Origin of the sequence: Pantoea sp. Fr+CA_20 (assembly GCF_024520835.1) — a bacterium.
Taxonomy (GTDB): domain Bacteria; phylum Pseudomonadota; class Gammaproteobacteria; order Enterobacterales; family Enterobacteriaceae; genus Pantoea; species Pantoea allii.
On sequence record NZ_JALNPN010000006.1, the window covers coordinates 207606 to 228572 of the forward strand.

22 protein-coding genes and 1 riboswitch are annotated in these 20967 nt (G+C 45.1%); of the genes, 20 read left to right on the forward strand and 2 right to left on the reverse strand.

Features of this window, described 5'->3' with window-relative positions; translation table 11 throughout:
* Positions 1–8: 8 nt before the first annotated feature.
* Together NR177_RS10710 and NR177_RS10715 are read left to right on the forward strand one after the other, a co-directional pair.
* Positions 9–1244, forward strand: a complete 1236-nt coding sequence (locus NR177_RS10710; RefSeq protein WP_109717764.1) for a protein-disulfide reductase DsbD — start codon at positions 9–11, stop codon at positions 1242–1244.
* 110 nt (positions 1245–1354) lie between these two features.
* On the forward strand, positions 1355–2047 hold the full coding sequence (locus tag NR177_RS10715) for an aspartate/glutamate racemase (protein ID WP_109717765.1): 693 nt from the start codon (positions 1355–1357) through the stop codon (positions 2045–2047).
* A 34-nt stretch (positions 2048–2081) separates the two neighbouring features.
* On the opposite strand, the gene NR177_RS10720 is transcribed toward NR177_RS10715, so the two are convergent.
* Positions 2082–2438, reverse strand: a complete 357-nt coding sequence (locus NR177_RS10720; protein ID WP_063877101.1) for a cupin domain-containing protein — start codon at positions 2436–2438, stop codon at positions 2082–2084.
* Positions 2439–2976: 538 nt separating this feature from the next.
* Between NR177_RS10720 and NR177_RS10725 the strand changes: the two genes are divergently transcribed.
* Both NR177_RS10725 and NR177_RS10730 read left to right on the forward strand, forming a co-directional pair.
* Positions 2977–3264, forward strand: coding sequence for a hypothetical protein (locus tag NR177_RS10725; RefSeq protein WP_241568077.1), 288 nt, complete (start codon positions 2977–2979; stop codon positions 3262–3264).
* A gap of 330 nt (positions 3265–3594) precedes the next feature.
* Positions 3595–3825 carry a hypothetical protein gene (locus NR177_RS10730; RefSeq protein ID WP_096011561.1) on the forward strand — a complete coding sequence of 77 codons (231 nt, stop codon included), beginning with the start codon at positions 3595–3597 and terminating at the stop codon, positions 3823–3825.
* Positions 3826–3967: 142 nt separating this feature from the next.
* Here NR177_RS10730 and NR177_RS10735 read toward each other — a convergent pair whose 3' ends face one another.
* Positions 3968–4627, reverse strand: a complete 660-nt coding sequence (locus NR177_RS10735; RefSeq protein WP_218995555.1) for a DUF1345 domain-containing protein — start codon at positions 4625–4627, stop codon at positions 3968–3970.
* 1108 nt (positions 4628–5735) lie between these two features.
* Here NR177_RS10735 and aepX point away from each other — a divergent pair.
* From aepX to NR177_RS10815, 16 genes are all read left to right on the forward strand, one after another.
* On the forward strand, positions 5736–6590 hold the full coding sequence (gene aepX / locus NR177_RS10740) for a phosphoenolpyruvate mutase (protein WP_241568078.1): 855 nt from the start codon (positions 5736–5738) through the stop codon (positions 6588–6590).
* 11 nt (positions 6591–6601) lie between these two features.
* Positions 6602–7930, forward strand: a complete 1329-nt coding sequence (locus tag NR177_RS10745; RefSeq protein ID WP_256852876.1) for an LLM class flavin-dependent oxidoreductase — start codon at positions 6602–6604, stop codon at positions 7928–7930.
* A gap of 21 nt (positions 7931–7951) precedes the next feature.
* The gene (locus tag NR177_RS10750; protein WP_241568080.1) at positions 7952–9073 is read left to right on the forward strand and encodes a hypothetical protein; all 1122 of its coding nucleotides are present in this window, start codon (positions 7952–7954) and stop codon (positions 9071–9073) included.
* Between the two features lie 6 nt (positions 9074–9079).
* Positions 9080–10318, forward strand: a complete 1239-nt coding sequence (locus NR177_RS10755; protein ID WP_256852877.1) for an aconitase/3-isopropylmalate dehydratase large subunit family protein — start codon at positions 9080–9082, stop codon at positions 10316–10318.
* On the forward strand, positions 10311–10844 hold the full coding sequence (locus tag NR177_RS10760) for a hypothetical protein (protein WP_256852878.1): 534 nt from the start codon (positions 10311–10313) through the stop codon (positions 10842–10844). Before NR177_RS10755 ends, NR177_RS10760 begins: the two co-directional genes overlap by 8 nt.
* Positions 10834–11601: a trans-aconitate 2-methyltransferase gene (locus NR177_RS10765; RefSeq protein ID WP_256852879.1), complete on the forward strand. Its 768-nt coding sequence runs from the start codon at positions 10834–10836 to the stop codon at positions 11599–11601. The genes NR177_RS10760 and NR177_RS10765 overlap by 11 nt, the downstream gene beginning before the upstream one ends.
* Positions 11591–12067, forward strand: a complete 477-nt coding sequence (locus tag NR177_RS10770) for a GNAT family N-acetyltransferase (protein WP_256852880.1) — start codon at positions 11591–11593, stop codon at positions 12065–12067. The genes NR177_RS10765 and NR177_RS10770 overlap by 11 nt, the downstream gene beginning before the upstream one ends.
* Positions 12064–13167, forward strand: a complete 1104-nt coding sequence (locus NR177_RS10775) for an acetyl-CoA carboxylase biotin carboxylase subunit family protein (RefSeq protein ID WP_256852881.1) — start codon at positions 12064–12066, stop codon at positions 13165–13167. Before NR177_RS10770 ends, NR177_RS10775 begins: the two co-directional genes overlap by 4 nt.
* An 8-nt stretch (positions 13168–13175) precedes the next feature.
* Positions 13176–14414 (forward strand): MFS transporter, encoded by a 1239-nt coding sequence (locus NR177_RS10780; RefSeq protein ID WP_241568086.1) that lies wholly within the window; start codon positions 13176–13178, stop codon positions 14412–14414.
* Entirely contained in the window at positions 14395–15396 is a 1002-nt protein-coding gene (locus NR177_RS10785) for a hypothetical protein (protein ID WP_256852882.1), read from the forward strand. The genes NR177_RS10780 and NR177_RS10785 overlap by 20 nt, the downstream gene beginning before the upstream one ends.
* Positions 15397–15560: 164 nt before the next feature.
* Positions 15561–16040, forward strand: coding sequence for a flavin reductase (locus tag NR177_RS10790; RefSeq protein ID WP_256852883.1), 480 nt, complete (start codon positions 15561–15563; stop codon positions 16038–16040).
* A 589-nt stretch (positions 16041–16629) separates the two neighbouring features.
* Positions 16630–16728, forward strand: a riboswitch (guanidine-I (ykkC/yxkD leader).
* 60 nt (positions 16729–16788) lie between these two features.
* Positions 16789–17847: a putative urea ABC transporter substrate-binding protein gene (locus tag NR177_RS10795; protein WP_256852884.1), complete on the forward strand. Its 1059-nt coding sequence runs from the start codon at positions 16789–16791 to the stop codon at positions 17845–17847.
* Between the two features lie 24 nt (positions 17848–17871).
* Entirely contained in the window at positions 17872–18687 is an 816-nt protein-coding gene (locus NR177_RS10800; RefSeq protein ID WP_256852885.1) for an ABC transporter permease, read from the forward strand.
* Entirely contained in the window at positions 18684–19460 is a 777-nt protein-coding gene (locus NR177_RS10805) for an ABC transporter ATP-binding protein (protein WP_096011565.1), read from the forward strand. The genes NR177_RS10800 and NR177_RS10805 overlap by 4 nt, the downstream gene beginning before the upstream one ends.
* 4 nt (positions 19461–19464) lie before the next feature.
* Entirely contained in the window at positions 19465–20193 is a 729-nt protein-coding gene (locus NR177_RS10810) for an urea amidolyase associated protein UAAP1 (protein WP_109717769.1), read from the forward strand.
* A gap of 10 nt (positions 20194–20203) precedes the next feature.
* Positions 20204–20839, forward strand: a complete 636-nt coding sequence (locus NR177_RS10815; protein ID WP_256852886.1) for an urea amidolyase associated protein UAAP2 — start codon at positions 20204–20206, stop codon at positions 20837–20839.
* The last annotated feature ends 128 nt before the right edge of the window (positions 20840–20967 follow it).

The window sequence follows — 20967 nt, forward strand, 5'->3', positions numbered from 1 at the left end:
GATAAATCATGCTGACTGCTATCGCCGCCGCTTTTCTGGGTGGCATCATACTTAATCTTATGCCATGCGTGTTTCCGGTTATTTCGCTCAAAGCGTTGAGCCTGATACGGCATCACGCCCGGCCAGCCCATGCTCGCGCAGAAGGGCTCGCGTTTTTGGTTGGCGTTGTTGTCACCATGGTTTTACTGGTCAGTCTGTTATTGCTGGCGCGATTGGGTGGGGCATCCGTGGGCTGGGGCTTTCAACTGCAATCACCTCTGGTGATTGCAGTGTTAGTCCTGGTGATGCTGGCCTCGGCGCTCAATCTGTTCGGCCTGTTTGAAGTGGGATTATCACTTCAGCGGGTCGGCGAAGTCGGGGGCAGCCAGGGTGGGCTGATTGGTTCCGCGTTGACAGGGGCATTGGCCATCATTGTTGCCACGCCCTGCAGTGCGCCCTTCATGGCCAGTGCGGTAGGTTATGCGCTGACGCAGCCGCCCTTTATCAGTTTTATTATTTTCCTTTCGCTGGCGCTGGGCTTTGCCGCGCCTTTCACCTTGATTTCCTTTTTCCCCATCGTCGCCAGGATACTGCCATCGCCGGGCGCCTGGATGATCACCTTAAAACATGCCCTGGCATTTCCGATGTTAGGTGCGGCTGGCTGGTTAATCTGGGTGCTGGAGCGCCAGGCAGGCTCAACCGCGCTGGCGGCGATACTGACCTGCTGCCTGCTACTGAGTTTTGCCGCCTGGCTGTATGGACTGGCACAAAAGCGGCAGATGATGGGAAGGCGGCATTGGGCTTTACACATCGCTACGGCTGTCGTGATCGTTTTGCTGGTTCCCCCTTTAGTCACGCTTAAGGGCTCAACGGCGGCAGCGGATTCGTCAGATGTTGTTGCGGCGGCGGCGGTTGCGTGGTCACCTCAGAACGTTGATGCCATTAAAGGGCAGGGTAAACCGGTCCTGGTGAACTTTACCGCCTCCTGGTGCATTACCTGCCAGGTAAACGAACGCACCTCGCTGTCTACCCAGGCGGTAAAAACAGCCATGGCACGCACGAACACCATCTATATGATTGCAGACTCGACAAAGTACAATCCTGACGTTGAACAGGCGCTCAGTGACTTTGGTCGTGGTGGGTTGCCGCTTTATGTGGTTTATCCGGCTGATGGCGGAAAACCGGTGGTGTTGCCTCAGGTATTAACCCCCGGAACGGTAATTACTGCCTTGCAGCAGGCAAGTGAAAAAGGCAATAAATCTTAGTGGCAAAAGCAGAACGTGAATGCCTGATAAACGGCCATAGCCCGTTGGGCTAAGGCCGCTGTTATCAGCAGTTTCATGGCTTTTGTAGCAAAACTCTTCACAGGATAATGATGAAAACGATTGGGCTTATTGGCGGCATGAGCTGGGAATCGACAATCCCTTATTATCGTTTAATTAATGAGGGGATCAGGGCCCGGTTAGGTGGCCTGCATTCTGCAAAACTGCTTCTGCACAGCGTCGATTTCCATGAGATTGAAGCCTGCCAACGCAGTGGTCACTGGGATCGGGCAGGTGAGTTACTGACCGAGGCAGCACAAGGTCTGGCAATGGCCGGAGCTGATGCCATCGTGTTGTGCACCAATACCATGCATAAGGTTGCCGACGCGATTGAGTCCCGCTGTGATTTGCCGTTTTTACATATTGCCGACGCGACGGGCCGTGAGATAGTGAGCAAAGGAATGAACCGTGTTGCCTTGCTTGGCACACGATATACGATGGAACAGGATTTCTATCTGGGTCGCCTGACTAAGTCGTTCTCAATAAACACTGTCGTACCCGAAGCGGAGCAACGTGAGGTCATTAACCGCATCATTTTTGATGAACTGTGTATGGGGATATTTACGGACGCTTCCCGGCACTATTATCTTGACGTGATACAGCAACTGGCTACGCAAGGCGCACAAGGCATTATTTTTGGCTGCACGGAAATAGGCTTGCTGATTCCAGAACAGCAAAGTGCGTTACCGGTGTTCGATACCACCAAAATCCATGCCAGCGATGCGGTGAATTTCATGCTGTCCTGATTCACCCTTACAGAGTGAATCAGTGCACAGGCGTTTAAAGCGTGTCGAAGATAACGTAGAGCTTGCGCATGGTTGTGTCCATCACCCAGGTGCCTTCGGTATTGGCTTCGAAGAACAAGGTGTCACCGGGTTTAAAATGCTGCGGCGCTTCGCCATCTGCTGTAAACGACCCTGTTCCTGACAGGAAATGCATCATCTCTGCTTGCTTAACGCCACGACGATAACTTCCAGGCGTACATTCAAAAATGCCCATATCAATGCTTTCATGGCCCGGAATTACCTTTTGCAGTCCTGCCAGTGCGATTTCGGGTGAGCCAGGCAGACCTTCCACGGTTCCCCATGGCTCAAGCGTCTTGAGTGAAGCAGGTTGTTCAAGTTTTTGTACTTTCATTTTAGGCTTCCCGAGCCAGCCGCCACGAATGCGGCCTGATAGTGATTGATGCTTCAGGATAAACAAAAGCAGAAAAACAAAGCGCGTCTTTAACGTTTCCTCATGAAAGTTATGCGCAAATAAGATCGCCGTAAAAGCATGAAATTTCTGACAGCCTTGGGCACAGGGTTTACACGCACGCGGATGTTGGCATTACGGTTTGAAGCCACGTTTAAGACTGGAGCCAGGCGGGATCAACAGCCTTTTATTCTCCGTTGCTCTAATTGGGTTTGGTACGTTATTCGCGGTGCGTTACTGAGCGTCTTCGCAGCCAGGTTAAACGACATTAATCTGACTTATTTTATGATTTTATTGAATAATTTTAATTTAAACATGAGGTGAACAGGTCACGATCTGGCAAGGAATAATCTGATTTATCAGGTCCGTCTTACAATGGAAATATAAAGGATCTATTTTGCCACTGCTGAGGTTAGATACAGCACAGAGCAGAACAGCAGAGCGTTCTGTCATCCCAGGAGCAATCTCTTAAGGGTAAGCTATGAAAAATTCTCCCGTCAAAATGGCACTGAAAACAACGGTATTCTCGATCGCGACGTTTGTTACTTTTCAGAATGCAGCATTAGCGGCTCCCGACGCGCACCACTTATTTTCAATAAATGATCAACAGCCAGTTTCTTCTTTGTTCCAGAAAAACATGACGGATAATACGGGTAAAATTGAGCTTGCAGCACATCAAAAGCTGTCAAGCGGTCTGCGTATTAATCCTGCCTGTGATGATACCGGTGAACCCTGCCCGCACGATGACACTCAGGATGACATGTCCTGAATTCGACCTGCCGCACTTCCTGATCTGAACACTGATGGTTCGATTGGATCTCAACCGCCGAAGGGCGGTTTTTTTATATTGTCCTGCGCAGTTCAAACGGTGTCTGCATCGCATCGCTACTGCCCATTTTTAACGCGGTTTGCCATCACATCTTTCCTTACCGGTTAACCGTTTCGCTTTAAAAATGAACGATCTGCGCCACGATAAATAAAATTCTTAACGGCGGTTAAACGGTTTGAAGATTTACTCACCCCGGCCAGCAGAAGTGTTCTGGTTAGCTATGCTCAGAAGACAGTAACGCGTTTTCGCTATTTATCAGGGAGTCATTCAATGAAAAAACTTTCACTTATTCTTGTTACCGCAGGTCTGCTTATGGCGATGAGTTCACAGGCAGAGGCAAAAGGCTGTCTGAAGGGCGCGGCCGTGGGCGGTGTGGCGGGTCACGTTAAACATCACGGCGTTGCCGGTGCAGCAGCAGGCTGCGCAGTTGGCCACCATATGGCCAAAAAGAAACAGAAAGAGGCTGACAGTAAACAGCAGGGGCAACAGCAGGGCGGTTAATCCTCCTGTTTATTCCTGCCCCTCTCTGAGAGGCGGCAGGAACGGGCTACACAGGTTTGGTTGCCCGCGCCTCTCTGTCCTGTCACACCCTGTTCAGCTCCTCCACGCATTGCTGCCCTCTTTCCTCCTTCTCCGCAGTACCTCAGCTCAGTAAGCTGGCTGCCACATTGACGGATAGCCCCAGAATAGCCAGATTAAAAATAAACGAGATAACCGACTGCAACAGCGCGAGTTTACGCATTTCCATCGTGCCCGTTGCCACATCAGCCGTCTGGGATGCCACCGCGATGGTAAATGAGAAGTACAGAAAATCCCAATAGGCGGGATTGGCAGGCTTTTCCGGGAAGATCAGCGGGATAACGCCATGGCTACGATGCAGGTAGTGCTGATGAGCATAGTGCATAGCAAATGAACTGGGCAGCAAGGCCCATGACGCAATAAGCGTCAATGCAGTCAGTAACATATGCAGGGCGCGCGGCGTACCCGTGAGACTTTTTAACGTTGGTAGCTCGCTCATGATCGCGACGATGCTGATCATACAGGCAACAATCACCATCCCCAGAACCAACGTGGCGCTTTGATCCTGCATCTGGGCGATGTGCTTGATTTGGTCTGCCTCCGTGCGCAGCATACGAAACCAGATAAACCACAGATAAAGCCATGCCAGCACGTTCCAGCCGATCAACAAACGCTGTAATTCCCCTAACTGCTCAGGCAAGAAGAAATAACAGATTACGCCTGCGGCGATGGAGATCAGCAGGCGCAGGCGTGCAAAGAGATGTGATGTCAGGGAAGAGGACATGGTAATCCTGTTTTGACTGAATATTGAATCAGTTAACTGTAGTTGATGACGAGGAGCATGGCACTTGAAGTATGCATTATGAAACATAATTCCCGCCATATTCTCACTTATTCTTAATCGCTATCAATGCACTGTCACTATCAGCTTCGCTTACTGACACCACGTGGGCCGTAAAGAAAAAACGTCAGAAAGGGAATTCCTGCTAAGCGAAAAAAAACACGGGAAATGTGTCACGCCGCCGAATGGAAAGATCGTAATCACTCGGTTGCTTTCAACGGTTATGCCACAAACGAATCATGTCACCAACGTTATCTGTCCCAAGATGCGGGTCTTACCACCCAAGAGGAAGTAGGGGATTCAGTAACAGTCAAAGCGAGGCGTGTGAGATTAATTTATCCACTGTCTTAAGCAACATTCCAAAAAACATTATCGTGGATATATGCGGAAAGATAATTGATTTTAAATATAAGATAAATCTTATTTATTTTAAAGGATGTGAGTTTGGAAGATCGCTTAAATATAAATAAATTAAAATAAATTAAAATAAATTTTATTAATAAAAGAAACAAATTGTTTCGTAAAAATTAGTTATATCAGAAAATACATAGGCTTAAAAAACTTGAATAAATTTCAACTGTTACATATTTTATGTGGTAACTATCATAAATGTAAAAGATCATTTTTTTCTAATGTTTAATGGCGATATGTCTCTTCTAATTTTAATCTTAATAAAAAAGAAATAATTTAATTAATTGATAATTATGTGATTTTCATGAAACTGACAAAAATTTACACTTCTATTAACAAATAGAAATATAAATTTAGTTGATAAGATTGTTGACCGGTAGCTATAAGATACTTCACAGGCATAAGCGTGACGGCAGTGATAAACAACAGTTAGTGTTCAGCGTTGCTAATGTAGATAAGCGTTTTCAGTGCCGAAATGCGCCAAATCAGACTGCCAGACTTTAAATGACGCATTGAATAAACTAACGACTTTTTCATATATTTTTATTGTTCATTTTTTCACCTCGGAAAGTAAAGCGTTTAGGCAGGCACTCTCTATGAGCGCCTTAATTTCTCATCTTTACGCATCAAAGGTGTTTATATGATCAAAAAACTTATTGCAGAAAAGGGTACTCTGATTTTTATTGAGGCCCATAATCCTCTCTCCGCATTAATTGCGTCTAAAGCAGAACAAACTAATTCAGAAGGGCGTATTGTCAAATTCGACGGTATATGGTCAAGCTCGTTAACGGACTCAGCATCTCGCGGTATTCCCGATAACGAAACACTGGCATTAAGCAGCAGGCTAGAAAATATTGCTGATATCCGAAATGTCACAGACATGCCCATCATCATGGACGCTGATACAGGGGGGCAACCAGAACATTTTAGTTATTACGTAAAAAGAATGATTAACAACGGTGTAAATGGCGTCATCATCGAAGATAAAACAGGATTAAAGAAAAATTCGTTGTTCGGCACTGAAGTAGAACAGACTCTCGCAGATATTAATGATTTTTCAGAGAAGATTAAAAGAGGAAAATCTGCAGTTTATATTGATGATTTTATGATCATAGCCAGACTTGAAAGTCTTATTGCAGGGTTCGACGTAGATCATGCACTCGAACGTGCCGACGCATACGTTGAAGCAGGTGCAGACGGAATTATGATTCACAGTTGTAAGAAGACACCGGATGAAGTTTTCTTATTCAGTACGAAATTTCGGAAAAAATATCCATCAGTGCCATTAATTTGTGTTCCTACTACCTATTCTGCAACCAGCAACAGAGAACTCAGTGAAGCAGGTTTTAATGTGATCATTTATGCAAACCATATGCTCAGGGCTGCTTATAAAGCAATGGAAAATGTTTCAAAAGAAATATTGAGATATGGCAGGACGGCAGAGGTAGAAAACTCTTGCATGAGTGTAAAGGAAATTATTTCACTGATTCCTTAAAGAGAATGACCATGAAAAGAAAAGAGATGAGAATAGGTGCCTATATATCGTATGGGACAGGACACCATCCTGCTTCATGGCGCGAAAGTGGCGTAAATGCAGCGGCAGCGCTTGATATTGATGCGTATGCCAATCTTGCAAGAGTGTGTGAGAAAGGATTAGCTGATTTACTTTTTCTTGCAGATACGCCTTCTGTCTTTCAGGACAATATGGACGGTTATGGCAGCAGGGTATCTGTACTGGAGCCATTATCATTATTATCTTATTTAGCATCTCAAACACAAAATATTGGGCTGGTTGCGACGGCTTCAACGACGTACAAACACCCTTACAACATTGCGAGGGAATTTGCTTCGCTGGATTACATTAGCAAAGGACGGGCAGGGTGGAATCTGGTGACATCCTCAAAGTCGGATGCGGCTAAAAACTTTGGTCTTGCCGCTCATCCAGAGCATTCAAAGCGTTATGATATGGCTTGGGAAGCATGGCAGGTTATCAGTGGCTTGTGGGACAGTTGGGAAGACAATGCTTTAGTCAGGAATAAAACCAGTGGACAATTCTTCGTTAAGGATAAATACCGAGAAATAAATTTTGTGGGCGAATATTTTAATGTAAAAGGCCCATTAAACATAGCTCGCCCTCCTCAGGGCTATCCCGTCATCGTCCAGGCGGGTTCTTCTGAGGAAGGAAAAGAGTTAGCTGCAAAAACAGCAGATATTGTTTTTACTGCACAAAACAATATTGAAGATGCAAAAAAATTCTATGATGATCTCAAAGGGCGAATGGAAAAATACGGAAGATCAAAAAGTGAACTTCTTATTCTTCCTGGGTTAAGCTTTTATATTGCAAGTGATGAATCTAAAGCCCGTAAAAAGCTTAATGATCTCAACGCGCTGATCCCTCAACCATTTGGCTTAAGTATGTTGTCAGATTTACTGGGTGGGGTTGATTTAAAAAATAATGATCCTGAAGGACCATTACCAGATTTACCAAAATCTAATGGTAATCAGAGTAGACAAAAAATCATAATCGATTTAGCTCGAAAAGAAAATTTATGTATCAGGCAACTTTATGAAAAAATAATCATTTCAAGAGGACATTATACATTTACAGGTTCCTATCAAGATTTAGCGGATGAAATGATTAAGTGGGTTGAAAATGAAGCATGTGATGGTTTCAACATTATGCCTCCTCTCATGCCTGAATCTCTTATTGACTTGTTCGATCATGTTATTCCACTTATTCAGGAAAAAGGGTGGTATAAAAAATCATATTCTACTGGAACATTAAGAGAAAAACTGGGACTTAAAAGACCTACTAATAAATTGTTTAATCAATAATGTGATGCGAGGAAATATAAAATGCTAAATAAAAATCTGATTCTTGAAGATACCACTTTACGTGATGGTGAGCAGGCGCCAGGTGTTGCATTTACACCAGAACAAAAAGTAGAAATTTTCCATCTACTTGCAAATATGGGCGTTAAATGGATCGAAGCCGGAATACCTGCGATGAAGGGTGATGAAGTAAAGGCTCTGTCGGAAATGTTAGAGAGAAAAAATGAAATTAACATCATCGCGTGGAACCGAGGTGTGCTTGAAGACATTGAGTACAGTATCTCACTTGGGTTCAAAGCGGTGCATATCGGGCTACCGACTTCAGCTATCCATTTAGAGAAAAGCGTTAAGAAAGATAAGTCCTGGCTTGTAAAGACGGCTTCAGATTTAGTTAAGTTTGCCAAAGACAAAGGGATGTTTGTTTCTATCAGCGCAGAAGATATAGGCCGAACAGATATTGGATTCTTACAGGAGTATGCACAGGTAGTTGCTGAGGCTGGCGCCGATCGTCTTCGCCTCTCTGACACGATTGGTATTCTTTCTCCCGCACAATACAAAGAAAAAGTCTCTTTGTTAAACAAGAACGTTAACATCGATTTGCAGTGCCATTGCCACAATGATTTTGGTTTTGCAGTTGCTAACACGTTGGCAGGCATTGAAGCAGGAGCACGCTACTTTCATGTCTGCGTCAATGGCATTGGTGAAAGGGCTGGAATGCCAGACCTGGCACAAGTCGCTATGGCATTGCACTTTTTCCACGGGGTTGATTTAGGGCTCGATTTAACAAAATTAATCGCGTTGAGTGAAACGGTCGCCAGGTACAGTCATCAAAAAATCAGTCCATGGCAGCCGATCGTAGGCGATAACGTTTTTGCACATGAATCGGGCATTCACGCAAATGGTATGCTCAAAGACAGCAGTACTTTTGAACCCTTCGACCCAGCTACGGTGGGAGGAGAACGACGCCTGGTCGTGGGTAAACATTCTGGTCGCGCCATTATCAAACATTTTCTCGAAGAGTCAGGCGTGAAAGCTGCCGATGATAAGGCTCTTGATCGCTGTTTAGAACGCGTCAGAAGTCATGCCGTGCGCCACCCCGGTGGGATCCCTCCACATGTATTAGTTGATCTGTATACCGCGGGGTAAACAGATATGAAAAGTAATCAGCCGATTGTTAACCAGATCATTGCGTCACACAGTGGCAGAGGTCAGGTTTCAGCAGGTGAACTGATCACGGTGGATGTTGACTACGTCTATGTTCAGGATGGAAATTCACCAACCGTGGCAAAACTGTTTCAGGATTATCATCTGTCTGAGGTACTGGAACCCGATAAAATCGGGTTCTTCTTCGACCATTCAGTTCTGGTACCTGATAAAACAATGGCTAAACGTGTCAACGAGGCCATGGAGTTTGCAAAAAAACTTGGAATAAACATCTATTCACGAGGTGAGGGAATTAGTCACGTCATTGCCCTGGAGAGTGAAATATTTAAGCCCGGCAATATTGTGCTGGGCGCAGATTCCCATACTTGTACAGGGGGGGCCGTACAGTCTTTAGCACTGGGAATGGGGGCTTCGGATATTCTGGTTGCTATGCTAACAGGACAAACGTGGTTGAAAGTCCCTCAAACAGTCCATTTGTGCATCAAGGGTAAAACGGGAAAAGATGTGCGGGCAAAAGATGTCATGTTGGCACTTTTAAATAAATACGGACAAATACCATTTCTTTATAAATCTATCGAAGTTTCAGGGGAATGGGCAGAACAGCTAACGCTTGACGAAGCTGCAAGTTTTGCAAGTATGGCTGTTGAGTTAGGAGCCAAATGCATATTTATGCCAGATGGGGAAGGCAGACCAGAGGGGTTATTGAAGGCGGATGCCTCAGTGGCAGACAGTGTCATTAATTTTTCTGTATCAGAATTAATGCCCCATATCGCACCACCTCACAGTCCTTTGTATGCCAAACCTGCAAATGACTTTGAGGGTCTGAAATTCGATTATATTTTTATTGGAAGCTGTACTAACAGCAGACTTGAAGATATCAGAGAGGTGGCCGAAATTGTTGCTGGTAAAACAATACATCCCGATATTCACTGCCTTCTGACGCCGGGATCGAAAAGTGTTTATCTAAAAGCTCTTCAGGCGGGATATATCGATACGCTTATCCGCTCTGGCATTATTGTCACACCACCGGGTTGCGGAGCTTGTGTGGGTACCCAAGGAACCATTCCTGCGGATGGGGAGAAAGTTTTAAGTACGATGAACCGCAACTTTAAGGGAAGAATGGGGAATGCTGATGCAGACATCTTTTTATGTTCTCCACGAACTGCAGCGATGGTTGCATTGAACGGCACTGTTCCACATTTTGAGGGAGAGTCCGCATATGAGTAAAACTGCTGAAAATTATCGCGTCAGACGCGTGGAAGGGAACATCTCGACCGACGATATTATACCTGCGCGCTATAAACATATGTATACCGAGCCGGCCAAGCTGGCACCGCATCTTTTTGAGAACCGTTTCCCTGGATTCAGGGAAACGCTCAGTATCAATGATGTGCTTGTATGCGATCAAATATTCGGTATAGGGAGCTCGCGGGAGCAGGCAGTAACAACTCTGTTGGCATGTGGTGTTAAATATGTTTTTTCCCCTTCTTTCGGGAGGATTTTTTTTAGGAACTCTTGGAATCTGGGTTTACATGCGATTGAGGTCGATACGAGTGAACTTGCAGATTTAAGTGAAATTAAAATAGATCTGACTGGAGGGATAATTTATACAGAAAATAATCAAATAAATTTTTTCCCTCCCAGCGCACAGATGACGGCCATTGTCAGTGCAGGCGGCATAATACCCTACACCATAAATAAAATTATGGAAAAGAAAGGTGATATTTTAAGAGGTTATAGCAATGAAAAATGAAAAGTTTGATGGTTTGGCTGATAACTATGATAAATATCGTCCCCGTTATCCTGCAATCCTTTTCAAGGAAATCCATGACTGGATGCAGCCGTCTGCCAAAAATATTTACGATATTGGCGCAGGCACAGGTATTGCTATTGAAGGTATGACACGTGTCACTGGAAAACACTATGATTTCACGGCGATAGATATTTCTGAAGATATGATAAATAAAGGAAGGGAAAAACTGCCTGGTGTGACCTGGGTTAAAGGAAAAGCGGAAGATATTCTATCTGATAAAAGCCGTATTGACGTCATTATGGCGGCACAGTCCTTCCAATGGATGGATAGAGCAAAAACATTAGAAGTTTCGATGAAATCTTTAAATAAAGGCGGAGTTTTTGCAATTTTGCAAAACAATCGAGATTACAGAAATAATGAACTGCTTAACAAATATGAAGGTTTGCTAGAGAAATTTAGTCCGGGCTACAGCAGACATTATCGCGACTATGATTATGAAAATGAAATCACCAATGTTTTTAAATTGCCTATTGCGAACTTTAAGAAAGTCGTCACAGGGTGGACTATGGAAATGATTTCAGAAGATTTTTTTGGATTCATTTCTTCCTCAACCCAGGTACAAAGAGCGATTGAGAACGATCGTAATGGATTCTGGAAGGAGATTGAAATCTTGATTGACGAACATTCAGTTGGCGGAAAAATTAGCATAGATTATATAAGTGAGTTATTTATGGCTAAGAAGCGTGATGATTCATAGCATGACGATTCAGGGCATCAGTATTGAACAAGCTTCGCATGAAGATGCGAAGCTGTTAAGAAAGGTTTTAGAGAAAGTTTACGAACCTTACACGCTGAATTTCTCACCTACCGCTTTGCAATTTACTGAAAATATCATTGCTCAGGAATCCTCGAAGTGGCTAATCGCGAAATACAAGTCAGACATTGTGGGGGCAGTGAGATATGAACTTTATGATATTTATCTGGACTTTCATTTTCTCTGCGTCACACCGGCATTTAGGAAAATGGGAGTAGGGAATGAATTATTTCATAAACTGAAGAAAATAGCGTATGAAAACAGAAAGGATTTTATGAAGATCGTTTTGCGAGATTCGCTAAACTATAACCGACGCTATTTTGAAAGCAAAGGATTTTACTTTTATCATAAATACCAGACAAATATGCATAGTGTATTTATTTTAAAATTAAACGGTGAAAAGTCATGAAGAAAAAAGCATTGGTTCTCGGGTTAAAAAGTAATATGGAAAGAGTCATCAAAGGGCTCAATGAGATAGAGTTTATTATTATTGACAGGAGAACACTGGATAACGAAAGTATAGATTATATCATTAATCTTTCAGATGATTTTATGCATAAAAAATCATTCGGTTATGTTATAGCCAGTTCTGAGGATTTTGTCGCTTTGGCTGGGTTATTGCGTAATCGTTATTCACTTTATGGTGAGAAATATTATAAAAGTACAATTGCAACCAATAAATTCCTGATGCGTAATTTTTGCTCAGATTTTTTACCCTGTCCAACGTTCTGGCTATCAGGCGAGATCATCAATTCAGAGAATCTTTTACTGTCATCCCAGAAAGATTACATCGTAAAACCTCTTACAGGTAGTTCTGCAAAACATGTCGAAACAGTCACAAAAGAAGATTTACATCATTATCTGAATGAAAATAAAAAATTGATGTTAATTGAAGAAAAAGTTTCAATGAGAGATGAGTATCATCTTGATTGTATAATCAAAGACGGTAATATTCTCTTTTCAACACTGTCAATTTATGACAGGCCTATACTTGAGGCAAAAAGTAAAAACAGAGCCAGTATCAACTTACCCGATGGCACACCTCTTCATGAAGATGCCTTAATGCTTGTCACGGATTTGCAAAGTCATTTTGAAATGACTAATGGCGTTTTTCATATTGAAATGTATCACACTCAGGACGGATTTATACTCGGTGAATTTGGTATCCGTCCACCTGGAGCGGGTGTGACCGATCTGTATTTTATGTATAGAGGCGTCGATTTCTGGGAGGCATTTATTTATTCTCAGATTGATAAAGAATTTACTTTACCCCTTAATCATAAATCCGATAAATATTGTGCGGCTATTGGGATCTGTTCTTCTTTCCCGGTCGATGATATCAGAAGCACGTCAAAAGTATCCGTGGATAAACATGTAAATTTGCGTGAGGATGCGGCTAAATCCGCAGTTCCCAGTTCAACGTCTTTTAATCATATGATTTATGTTTCTTCATCATCCTTAGAAGAAATAAGGAAGTTTTTGCAGGATATTTCTGACAGACAAGAGTAATAGTCGATATGTTAAAATATGAAACCAAAAAAAACGCTTTCTTCCAGATATACAATTTTCTTTCATGCGCGGCTGAAGGGATTCAGACAGTTGTATTTTTGTGGCTTATATATCATGAAACTCATAGTCCGATGCTTGTCAGTCTGACTATAGTTTCTTCATATTTCCCATCAGCCGTATTAGGATTCTTTTTCCTCAAAAAAGCGGATGCGAGCAGTCCTGGAAAACAGTTATTTATCAGTAATGTTTCGCTTAGTGCCATATCGCTAATTGTCTATTTTATTTTAATGAGAGATGAGGGCTTTGAACTAATCACGCTCAGTATCTTTTATTTGGCACAGGCCGTATTATCTGTTGTAAAAATGTTTAATAAGACATCCCAAAATCGCATAATCAGAACAGCATTCAGTAAAAATGATGCAATAAAAGCACTTCAGCTTGCCTCCTCTGGCATGCAGGCCGCTCAGGTTTTTGGCGCGGCCATAGGAGGATGGGCTATCAGTACGGGTTACTACATGCAAGCGCTTATGCTGACCTGCTGCATCTACCTTTTGAATATTTATATTTCAACTCTTTTTGAGAAAGGGCATCCTGATAATAAAGACGCTGAGGTTATTGTGCAGATTCACTCTGCCACTAAGAAAAATGAATCCTTTACATATCTTTTTCGCAGTAAGGACTTTTTACTACCCTTGATTTTTACTGTTCCATCAAGTGGAGCTTTACAATTTTTAAATACATCCCTTCCTTCATTATCTTCTCTATATGGTAATAGCGAGCAAGTCTATCCAGTGCTGAATATGACTCTACAATGTGCTGTTATTATCTCGGGGATAGCAGCAACCCTCAATATGCTTTCTCTAAAGTCTTCATTACGGTTTTCTCTGTGTATTTCTGGCATCTGTCTGATTTTGATGTGCTTATCAACAAGAAATTATTATGCCGTATACTTGTTTTTATTCCTCACTTCTTTTTTTGTTTCATGGCATATGATTTCTATTAAGGTACTCACGAATCAAATGCCTGATATAGAGCATATTGGTAAATTCACAATGATGAGAAACTCGGTCGCTTCTGGTGTGAAAATCGTCTTTTCGCTTTCATCTGGTGCTTTTTTGACCTTTTACAGCATAACGACAACTTATCTCATACTTGCGATACTGCTTATTTTTTTCAACGTATTATGGGTTTATCAGAGTCGCAGTTTTAACTATGAGGATTTAGGTGATGTTAAATTTCAAAAGTAATTTTTCTGGATTTATTACTGATTTTTATCTTGATCAGTTTTCTCATTTAAATACGCGGGAAAGAGAACATGTGCTTGAAACGCTTGGCCTCACACCCAGCGCAATCAATGATTTTATAACATCAGAAGACATTTATATTACCTTACCTCATGCAAGCATGAATGTTTTTTTTCCAAGAGCGGGGGTCTCACGTTATGTCTACGACCTACAAAACAATAACAAAAATGCGTTCCATTTAAGGTTTTTCTTGACTCATACCAACTTTAGCGATCTCAACTGGCGCCCTTATGCATGGTGGTTTAATAACAGCGGGGAAATCGATAAACTTACTTTTTTCACGCGAAATAAAAAAAAGAAACATAATATCGTTTACTCGCTAAAACCAAATGAAATAAACTCTGCCTCTGTAGATCGACGTTTGCGTGATGACTTTGATACAAGTATGAAGTTTAAACATATTTCTCTTAGCTTCATCTATATGACAGCCGTTCAAGAGGTCAATAGCGGTTTTGCACATAAAGGCCGTACCCTTTATCTCCCACTTGACGCATTTATAGCGTTTATTATTCATCAGGCAAAAAATGATGTTATATCTTTCAATTTTTTAGAAAGATTTTTAAGCCAGGCACAATGCAGAAGACTGAATGGCGAAGAATTGAGTTTTACCAGTGAATGGCGCGATGCCTTTATCTTTGATAATTTTACAAACATTGCCCTGTTAAATCTTTTTCAGCCTGCAGCATTTGTGGGAGGCGCAAAAATGGATAACTACTGGCATCAGGTGATTGAAAAATGGAAAATGGCATTACCTAATCAATCTGAAGTTGAGTTTACGTTACCCACTAATCTGGTCATGCCTGCCGTTCAAGAGTATATTGAACCTTATAAACCATCAAGCGATATAGCAGAACAGCTTATTAAAAATAACATCCCATACAGTCTTACTATGGCTATTCAGGAACATGATCTTTTTTCAAAGTGAGAATAATAAAATATAAACTGTAAATAATCTATCATCTTGAAAAAGCGACATGGTTAGCGGATTTAAGGTTGTATATAAGAACCAGTTTTAAATTTTTTAAAGTTACATGTCATTGCCCATTTAACATCATGCGATAACACCTCATCACTCATTGGAGCTCTATTATGCTGGATAAAAATGCTTTTCGCCACGCAATGTCGCACCTTCCTACTGCTGTCACTATTGTAACATCAAACGGCTCCTGCGGTGCTGCAGCATGTACAGTTTCATCCGTGTGTTCTGTCACCGACGACCCACCAACTTTACTTGTATGTATAAATCGTGCCTCAAATAACAACACTGTTATAAGAAATAATGGCTCTTTGTGTGTCAGCATTCTTTCAGGAGAGCAAAGCAACATTGCAATGCAATGTGCTAATCATCAGACTTCAGTTGAGGAGCGCTTAGCGTTATTCGACGCAGACGTTCTGGTCACGGGCTCTCCTGCTGTAGTTGATTCCGTTTGCTGTTTAGATTGTCGTGTAGATAACATTGTGGAATCAGGAACCCACTCAGTCTTCTTTTGTCAGGTTCTTTCTTCTAAAGCCTTTGCGGGGAAAGATGCGCTGGTTTATTATTGCCGTAATTTTCATCGTGTCCCCTAGCGCACTATGCCTAAAACCCTGTAGTGCTATTTTTATCTCATAGCGAAATGTTCTGAGAAAACACAGGGATTATTGTATTCATTAAATACAATCACCAGGGTTTATGTTTCACTAAGCCTTTGGCATGCAGAGTGCAGTTATCGGCTTGCATGGCCAGGATTCACTTGTAGAGGCCGCGTGGAAAAATACGAGGTAGTGCTCAATTTTATTCACACAATCAACTGCGTCCCGTAGTTTAGCGACCGGCCTTTCATGAAACCCAGCCGTAAATTCTCGTATGTGTATACGCTCTTACTGTGTCTAAAACCCAGGGCCGAGTCATCTGTCCTGACGATACTCGTCAATGAGATTAATGGATAACGGCTCTGTTAACGGCAAAGAGATCAATATCTCGCCTGGCAGCGCCCACATCCTTTATCAAAACAAGCCACTCTCAGCACTGATTATGTGCAACGCACATTCAACGCTCATCATTCTGGTGCTCATGATGTCCTTAAATTATGCATTCTACTGATTTATCACCCTTTAATTCCTGGCACGCCAATTGCTAAAGTTTTAAAAGAAAGCAGCGCATCACACAATTTGTTATCGAATAGCCAGCTAGGGTTCCGGTTCACACAGGTGAATGTCTGGTCCGAGAGCAGGCGACCTCTGCGAGGTTACACGGCGGGACAAAAGCCCGGGAGACAGCAGCACCTTTGGGTGTCGCGCTGCTCCCGTTTTTTTTTGTGCCAACCAGAGGTTAACAATGAAGACATCGCCGCTCCTCCGCTCACTTTTTCTGTCGCTGGCGCTGCTGGCCAGCTTTCCCTCTCTCGCCGCAGTAAAAAAAGAGTTCAACATCTGCTGGACTATCTATGCGGGCTGGATGCCCTGGGGCACCATCAGCAACGAAAAAATCATCGATAAATGGGCCAGTAAATACGGCATCAAAATCAATATCGTGCAACTCAATGACTATATCGAATCCATCAATCAGTACACGGCGGGTCAGTTTGACGGCTGCACCATGACCAATATGGATGCATTGACCATCCCAGCAGCAGGCGGCGTCGATACGACAGCACTGATTACCGGCAGCTATTCCGAGGGTAATGACGGTGTCGTGCTAAAAGGGGTGAATAAAAAACTCAGCGATCTGAAAGGGATGTCGGTTTATCTGCCAGAGCTTTCGGTGTCGCACTATTTGCTGGTCCGTGGTCTGGAAAAAGCCGGACTGCAGGAAAAAGACGTTAAAGTCGTCAATACCTCAGATGCGGATATTGTCTCGGCTTTCGGCACCAGCAACGTACGGGCGGCAGTGGCCTGGAATCCACAGCTTTCGGTTATCAAAAAGACCCCACAAACCACAGAAGTGTTCAGCTCTTCGGAAGTGCCCGGCGAACTGATTGATATGATGGTCGTGAATACCCAAACCTTAAAAGATAATCCCGCCTTGGGCAAAGCGCTGACCGGTGCCTGGTTTGAAATGATGAGCAAAATGCAGGCTGGCGATACGCAGGCGCTGAGTGCTATGGCTGCCGATTCCGGCATTGACCTCGCCGGTTACAAAGCACAGCTGAAAACGACCCATCTGTTCTGGACGCCTGCCGACACGCTGACCTTTATCTCCTCGCCGGATCTGGCGAAAACCATGCAGCGGGTTGCAACATTCTCCTTCGATAAAGGATTGCTGGGAGAGGGCGCACAAAGTGCTGACTTTATCGGCATGATGTTTCCCGGCAACACCACCGTCGGCGATACAGCAAACATCAAACTGCGTTTCGACGACAGCTATCTGAAGATGGCTGCTGCGGGCAAGCTGTAATAACTGATCTCGGGAGTTCATGTCATGCGCCACATCAATCGCCATCCCCGACAGGGGATGCGCCTGACGCTAATGCTATTGCCGTTTGTGTTATTGATCGCCACCTGGTTTATCGGTTCGGCGGTGCGGCTGGAGGCTAATCCGCAGGACAAGCTGCTGCCTGGTCTGTCACAAATGATCGCAGCCGTTGACCGGATGGCATTGACCCCCGATAAGCGCAGTGGTGATTATCTGCTGTGGGCTGACACGCTGATTAGCCTCAGCCGTTTGCTGATTGGCCTGACGCTCTCTTCGCTGATTGGCTTGTGTATTGGTATCGCCGCTGGCGTCTTCCCGTTGTATCGCGCGGCGCTCTCGCCGCTCATGACCGTGATTTCGATGATCCCACCGCTGGCTATCCTGCCGGTGCTGTTTATCGTTTTCGGGTTAGATGAGCTATCGAAAGTCATGCTCATCGTTATCGGCATTACACCAATGCTGGCGCGTGACCTTGAACAGCGCGCGCGGGAAATCCCCGCAGAGCTGTTTATCAAAGCGCAAACCCTTGGTGCTAATAGCTGGACGGTCGTCCTGCGGGTAGTGCTACCCCAGCTTTTATCGCGCCTTATTACCTCGTTGCGACTGCTGCTGGGATCGGCCTGGCTGTTTTTGATCTCCGGTGAGGCGATTTCCGCTACTGCCGGTCTGGGTTACCGCATTTTCCTGGTTCGCCGCTACATGGCGATGGACGTGATTATTCCTTATGTCATCTGGATAACGCTCATCGCGTGGCTGATGGATTTGGCCTTAAGGCAATTGCATAAAACCTGCTTCAAGTGGGCGGAAGGAGGCCAGGGATGAGTTTTATCGATATCAAAAATATCTGGCAGGAATACGGTGACCACGTGGTGCTGGAGCGCATCAATTTGCAGGTGAAAGAGGGCGAGTTCTGCTCAATGGTTGGCGCGTCCGGCTGCGGTAAATCGACGTTTTTACGTCTGTTGCTTGGCCAGGAAAAGCCAACCAGGGGAGAAATCATGCTCGATGGCAAGACGCTGGCGGCGGAACCCGATCGCAGCCGTGGCGTGGTATTCCAGCGCTATTCAGTATTTCCACATCTTAACGTACTGGATAACGTCGCCATTGGTCTCGAACTGGCGGCTTCACCGCTGTTTGGTCGTTTGTTTGGCGCAAGAAAACGCGATGCCCGTCAGCGGGCGCAACTGATGCTGGAGAAAGTAGGGCTAGGGCACGCGCTCGATAAATACCCGGCGCAGCTTTCCGGCGGGATGCAGCAGCGGTTGGCGATTGCCCAGGCTTTCGTCATGCAGCCGCGGGTGCTGCTGCTTGATGAGCCTTTCGGCGCGCTGGACCCCGGCATTCGCAAAGATATGCATGCGCTGCTGCTCCAGCTGTGGAGCGAAACCCGAATGACGGTGTTTATGGTCACCCACGATCTTGCGGAAGGCTTCAACCTGGGCACCCGGCTGCTGGTTTTCGACAAAGTGCGCCTTGACCCCCAGGCACCCAACGCATGGGGCGCGCGCGTGACTTACGACATCCCGCTCAATGAGGCGCGCATGGCGCAACTGGTAACCGGTAGCAACAATAATCTTTATGCATTAAGGAGATAGTTTGATGACCGCACTTTTTCACTCCTCACCCAGCCTGCGCGAAGAGCGGCTTCCCGGCGGGGCGCATACCTCGTTCATTTTGCGCAAGGGGCAAATTCTGCGCCTGACCGATATCGACGGCGGGGCTAACGTCAGCATGATGATGCTTAATCCGCACGAAAAAAGTGAACGCCTGAATCTGCCGGATACGCTTAAGGGCCAACATACCGCTCGCCTGACAGCCGGGCATTGCTTCTATTCCGATATGGGCCGTGTGTTGGCCGGTATTGTCGCGGATAGTTGCGGCTGGCACGACCCGTTCGGCGGGGTACTCAATGCGGAGGAAACGCGCAATAAGTACGGTACGGGCCGCTACCAGGAACTGCGTAACGGCTTCTACCACAACGGTGTCGATAATCTCCTGGTGGAGATGGGCAAATGGGATCTGGGCCTTGAAGATTTGCTGATGGTTGTCAACTTCTTCAGCAAAGTGAGCGTTGATAAAGACGGCCGTTTCACGTTTCACCGGGACAATAGTCGCGCGGGGGATTACGTCGAGCTGTTTTCACCTATGGATGCGCTGATAGTACTGACTGCGCTGCCACATCCTCAGGACCCTGCCGCTGAATACGATCCGCGCCCGATCCAACTGAGCTGGTATCAGGCTGACGATGTGCAGGCAGTGACGGAAGCGCTATTCACACGCGATGAAAATCAGCGCGCGTTCCTCAATACCCAACTCTTTTCCCTGTAAGGAGGCTGTGATGACTCTTATCAACAGTAACCGTCGTCCTGAAGATGCCGTTTATCGCCATGTGATCCCGGCGGGAGAGCCCTGGCTATTTGAGGTAAAGAAAGGGCAAACGCTGCGCCTGCTCGACCTCGAAGGCAATCAGGCGATTGATACGCTGTTTTACAATGCTGATAACCCACGCGAACGCTACGATCCGCAGCGCACGCTACGTCGTCAAGGTAACGCTTACCTGACGGCGGGCAGCGTCCTCTATTCAAATCTCGGCAATCCGCTGCTGACCATCGTTGCCGATACCTGTGGACGCCACGATACCCTTGGTGGTGCCTGCGCGCAGGAGAGTAATACCGTGCGCTATGCCCACGACAAACGCTATATGCACAGTTGCCGGGATAATTTTCTCTGCGCCTGCCTACACGATGGCCGCCTGCATAAGCGCGATATCGGTGCCAATATCAACTTTTTTATGAATGTCCCCGTGACGCCGGAAGGCAGCCTGACCTTTGAGGACGGTATATCGGCCGCAGGAAAATACGTTGAGTTGTTTGCCGAGTGTAACACCGTGGTGCTGATCTCCAACTGTCCGCAGTTGAACAACCCCTGCAATGGCTGGAACCCTACGCCTGCAGAGGTGCTGGTATGGAACTGAGTCAACGGCAGTAACAGCGATGTCTGGCCTTCCGGCTTTTCGCTGTTAGCACCGACCACCTGAACACGTACACCGACGCACCCATCTTACGTGCCGGTTGGCCCCGGGGACGGCCCCAGGGGGACATC

Coding starts and splice junctions, on each gene's coding strand:
- NR177_RS10710 (WP_109717764.1), top strand. CDS start 9: ATGCTGACTGCTATCGCCGCCGCTTTTCTGGGTGGCATCATACTTAAT.
- NR177_RS10715 (WP_109717765.1), top strand. CDS start 1,355: ATGAAAACGATTGGGCTTATTGGCGGCATGAGCTGGGAATCGACAATC.
- NR177_RS10720 (WP_063877101.1), bottom strand. CDS start 2,438: ATGAAAGTACAAAAACTTGAACAACCTGCTTCACTCAAGACGCTTGAG.
- NR177_RS10725 (WP_241568077.1), top strand. CDS start 2,977: ATGAAAAATTCTCCCGTCAAAATGGCACTGAAAACAACGGTATTCTCG.
- NR177_RS10730 (WP_096011561.1), top strand. CDS start 3,595: ATGAAAAAACTTTCACTTATTCTTGTTACCGCAGGTCTGCTTATGGCG.
- NR177_RS10735 (WP_218995555.1), bottom strand. CDS start 4,627: ATGTCCTCTTCCCTGACATCACATCTCTTTGCACGCCTGCGCCTGCTG.
- aepX (WP_241568078.1), top strand. CDS start 5,736: ATGATCAAAAAACTTATTGCAGAAAAGGGTACTCTGATTTTTATTGAG.
- NR177_RS10745 (WP_256852876.1), top strand. CDS start 6,602: ATGAAAAGAAAAGAGATGAGAATAGGTGCCTATATATCGTATGGGACA.
- NR177_RS10750 (WP_241568080.1), top strand. CDS start 7,952: ATGCTAAATAAAAATCTGATTCTTGAAGATACCACTTTACGTGATGGT.
- NR177_RS10755 (WP_256852877.1), top strand. CDS start 9,080: ATGAAAAGTAATCAGCCGATTGTTAACCAGATCATTGCGTCACACAGT.
- NR177_RS10760 (WP_256852878.1), top strand. CDS start 10,311: ATGAGTAAAACTGCTGAAAATTATCGCGTCAGACGCGTGGAAGGGAAC.
- NR177_RS10765 (WP_256852879.1), top strand. CDS start 10,834: ATGAAAAATGAAAAGTTTGATGGTTTGGCTGATAACTATGATAAATAT.
- NR177_RS10770 (WP_256852880.1), top strand. CDS start 11,591: ATGATTCATAGCATGACGATTCAGGGCATCAGTATTGAACAAGCTTCG.
- NR177_RS10775 (WP_256852881.1), top strand. CDS start 12,064: ATGAAGAAAAAAGCATTGGTTCTCGGGTTAAAAAGTAATATGGAAAGA.
- NR177_RS10780 (WP_241568086.1), top strand. CDS start 13,176: ATGTTAAAATATGAAACCAAAAAAAACGCTTTCTTCCAGATATACAAT.
- NR177_RS10785 (WP_256852882.1), top strand. CDS start 14,395: ATGTTAAATTTCAAAAGTAATTTTTCTGGATTTATTACTGATTTTTAT.
- NR177_RS10790 (WP_256852883.1), top strand. CDS start 15,561: ATGCTGGATAAAAATGCTTTTCGCCACGCAATGTCGCACCTTCCTACT.
- NR177_RS10795 (WP_256852884.1), top strand. CDS start 16,789: ATGAAGACATCGCCGCTCCTCCGCTCACTTTTTCTGTCGCTGGCGCTG.
- NR177_RS10800 (WP_256852885.1), top strand. CDS start 17,872: ATGCGCCACATCAATCGCCATCCCCGACAGGGGATGCGCCTGACGCTA.
- NR177_RS10805 (WP_096011565.1), top strand. CDS start 18,684: ATGAGTTTTATCGATATCAAAAATATCTGGCAGGAATACGGTGACCAC.
- NR177_RS10810 (WP_109717769.1), top strand. CDS start 19,465: ATGACCGCACTTTTTCACTCCTCACCCAGCCTGCGCGAAGAGCGGCTT.
- NR177_RS10815 (WP_256852886.1), top strand. CDS start 20,204: ATGACTCTTATCAACAGTAACCGTCGTCCTGAAGATGCCGTTTATCGC.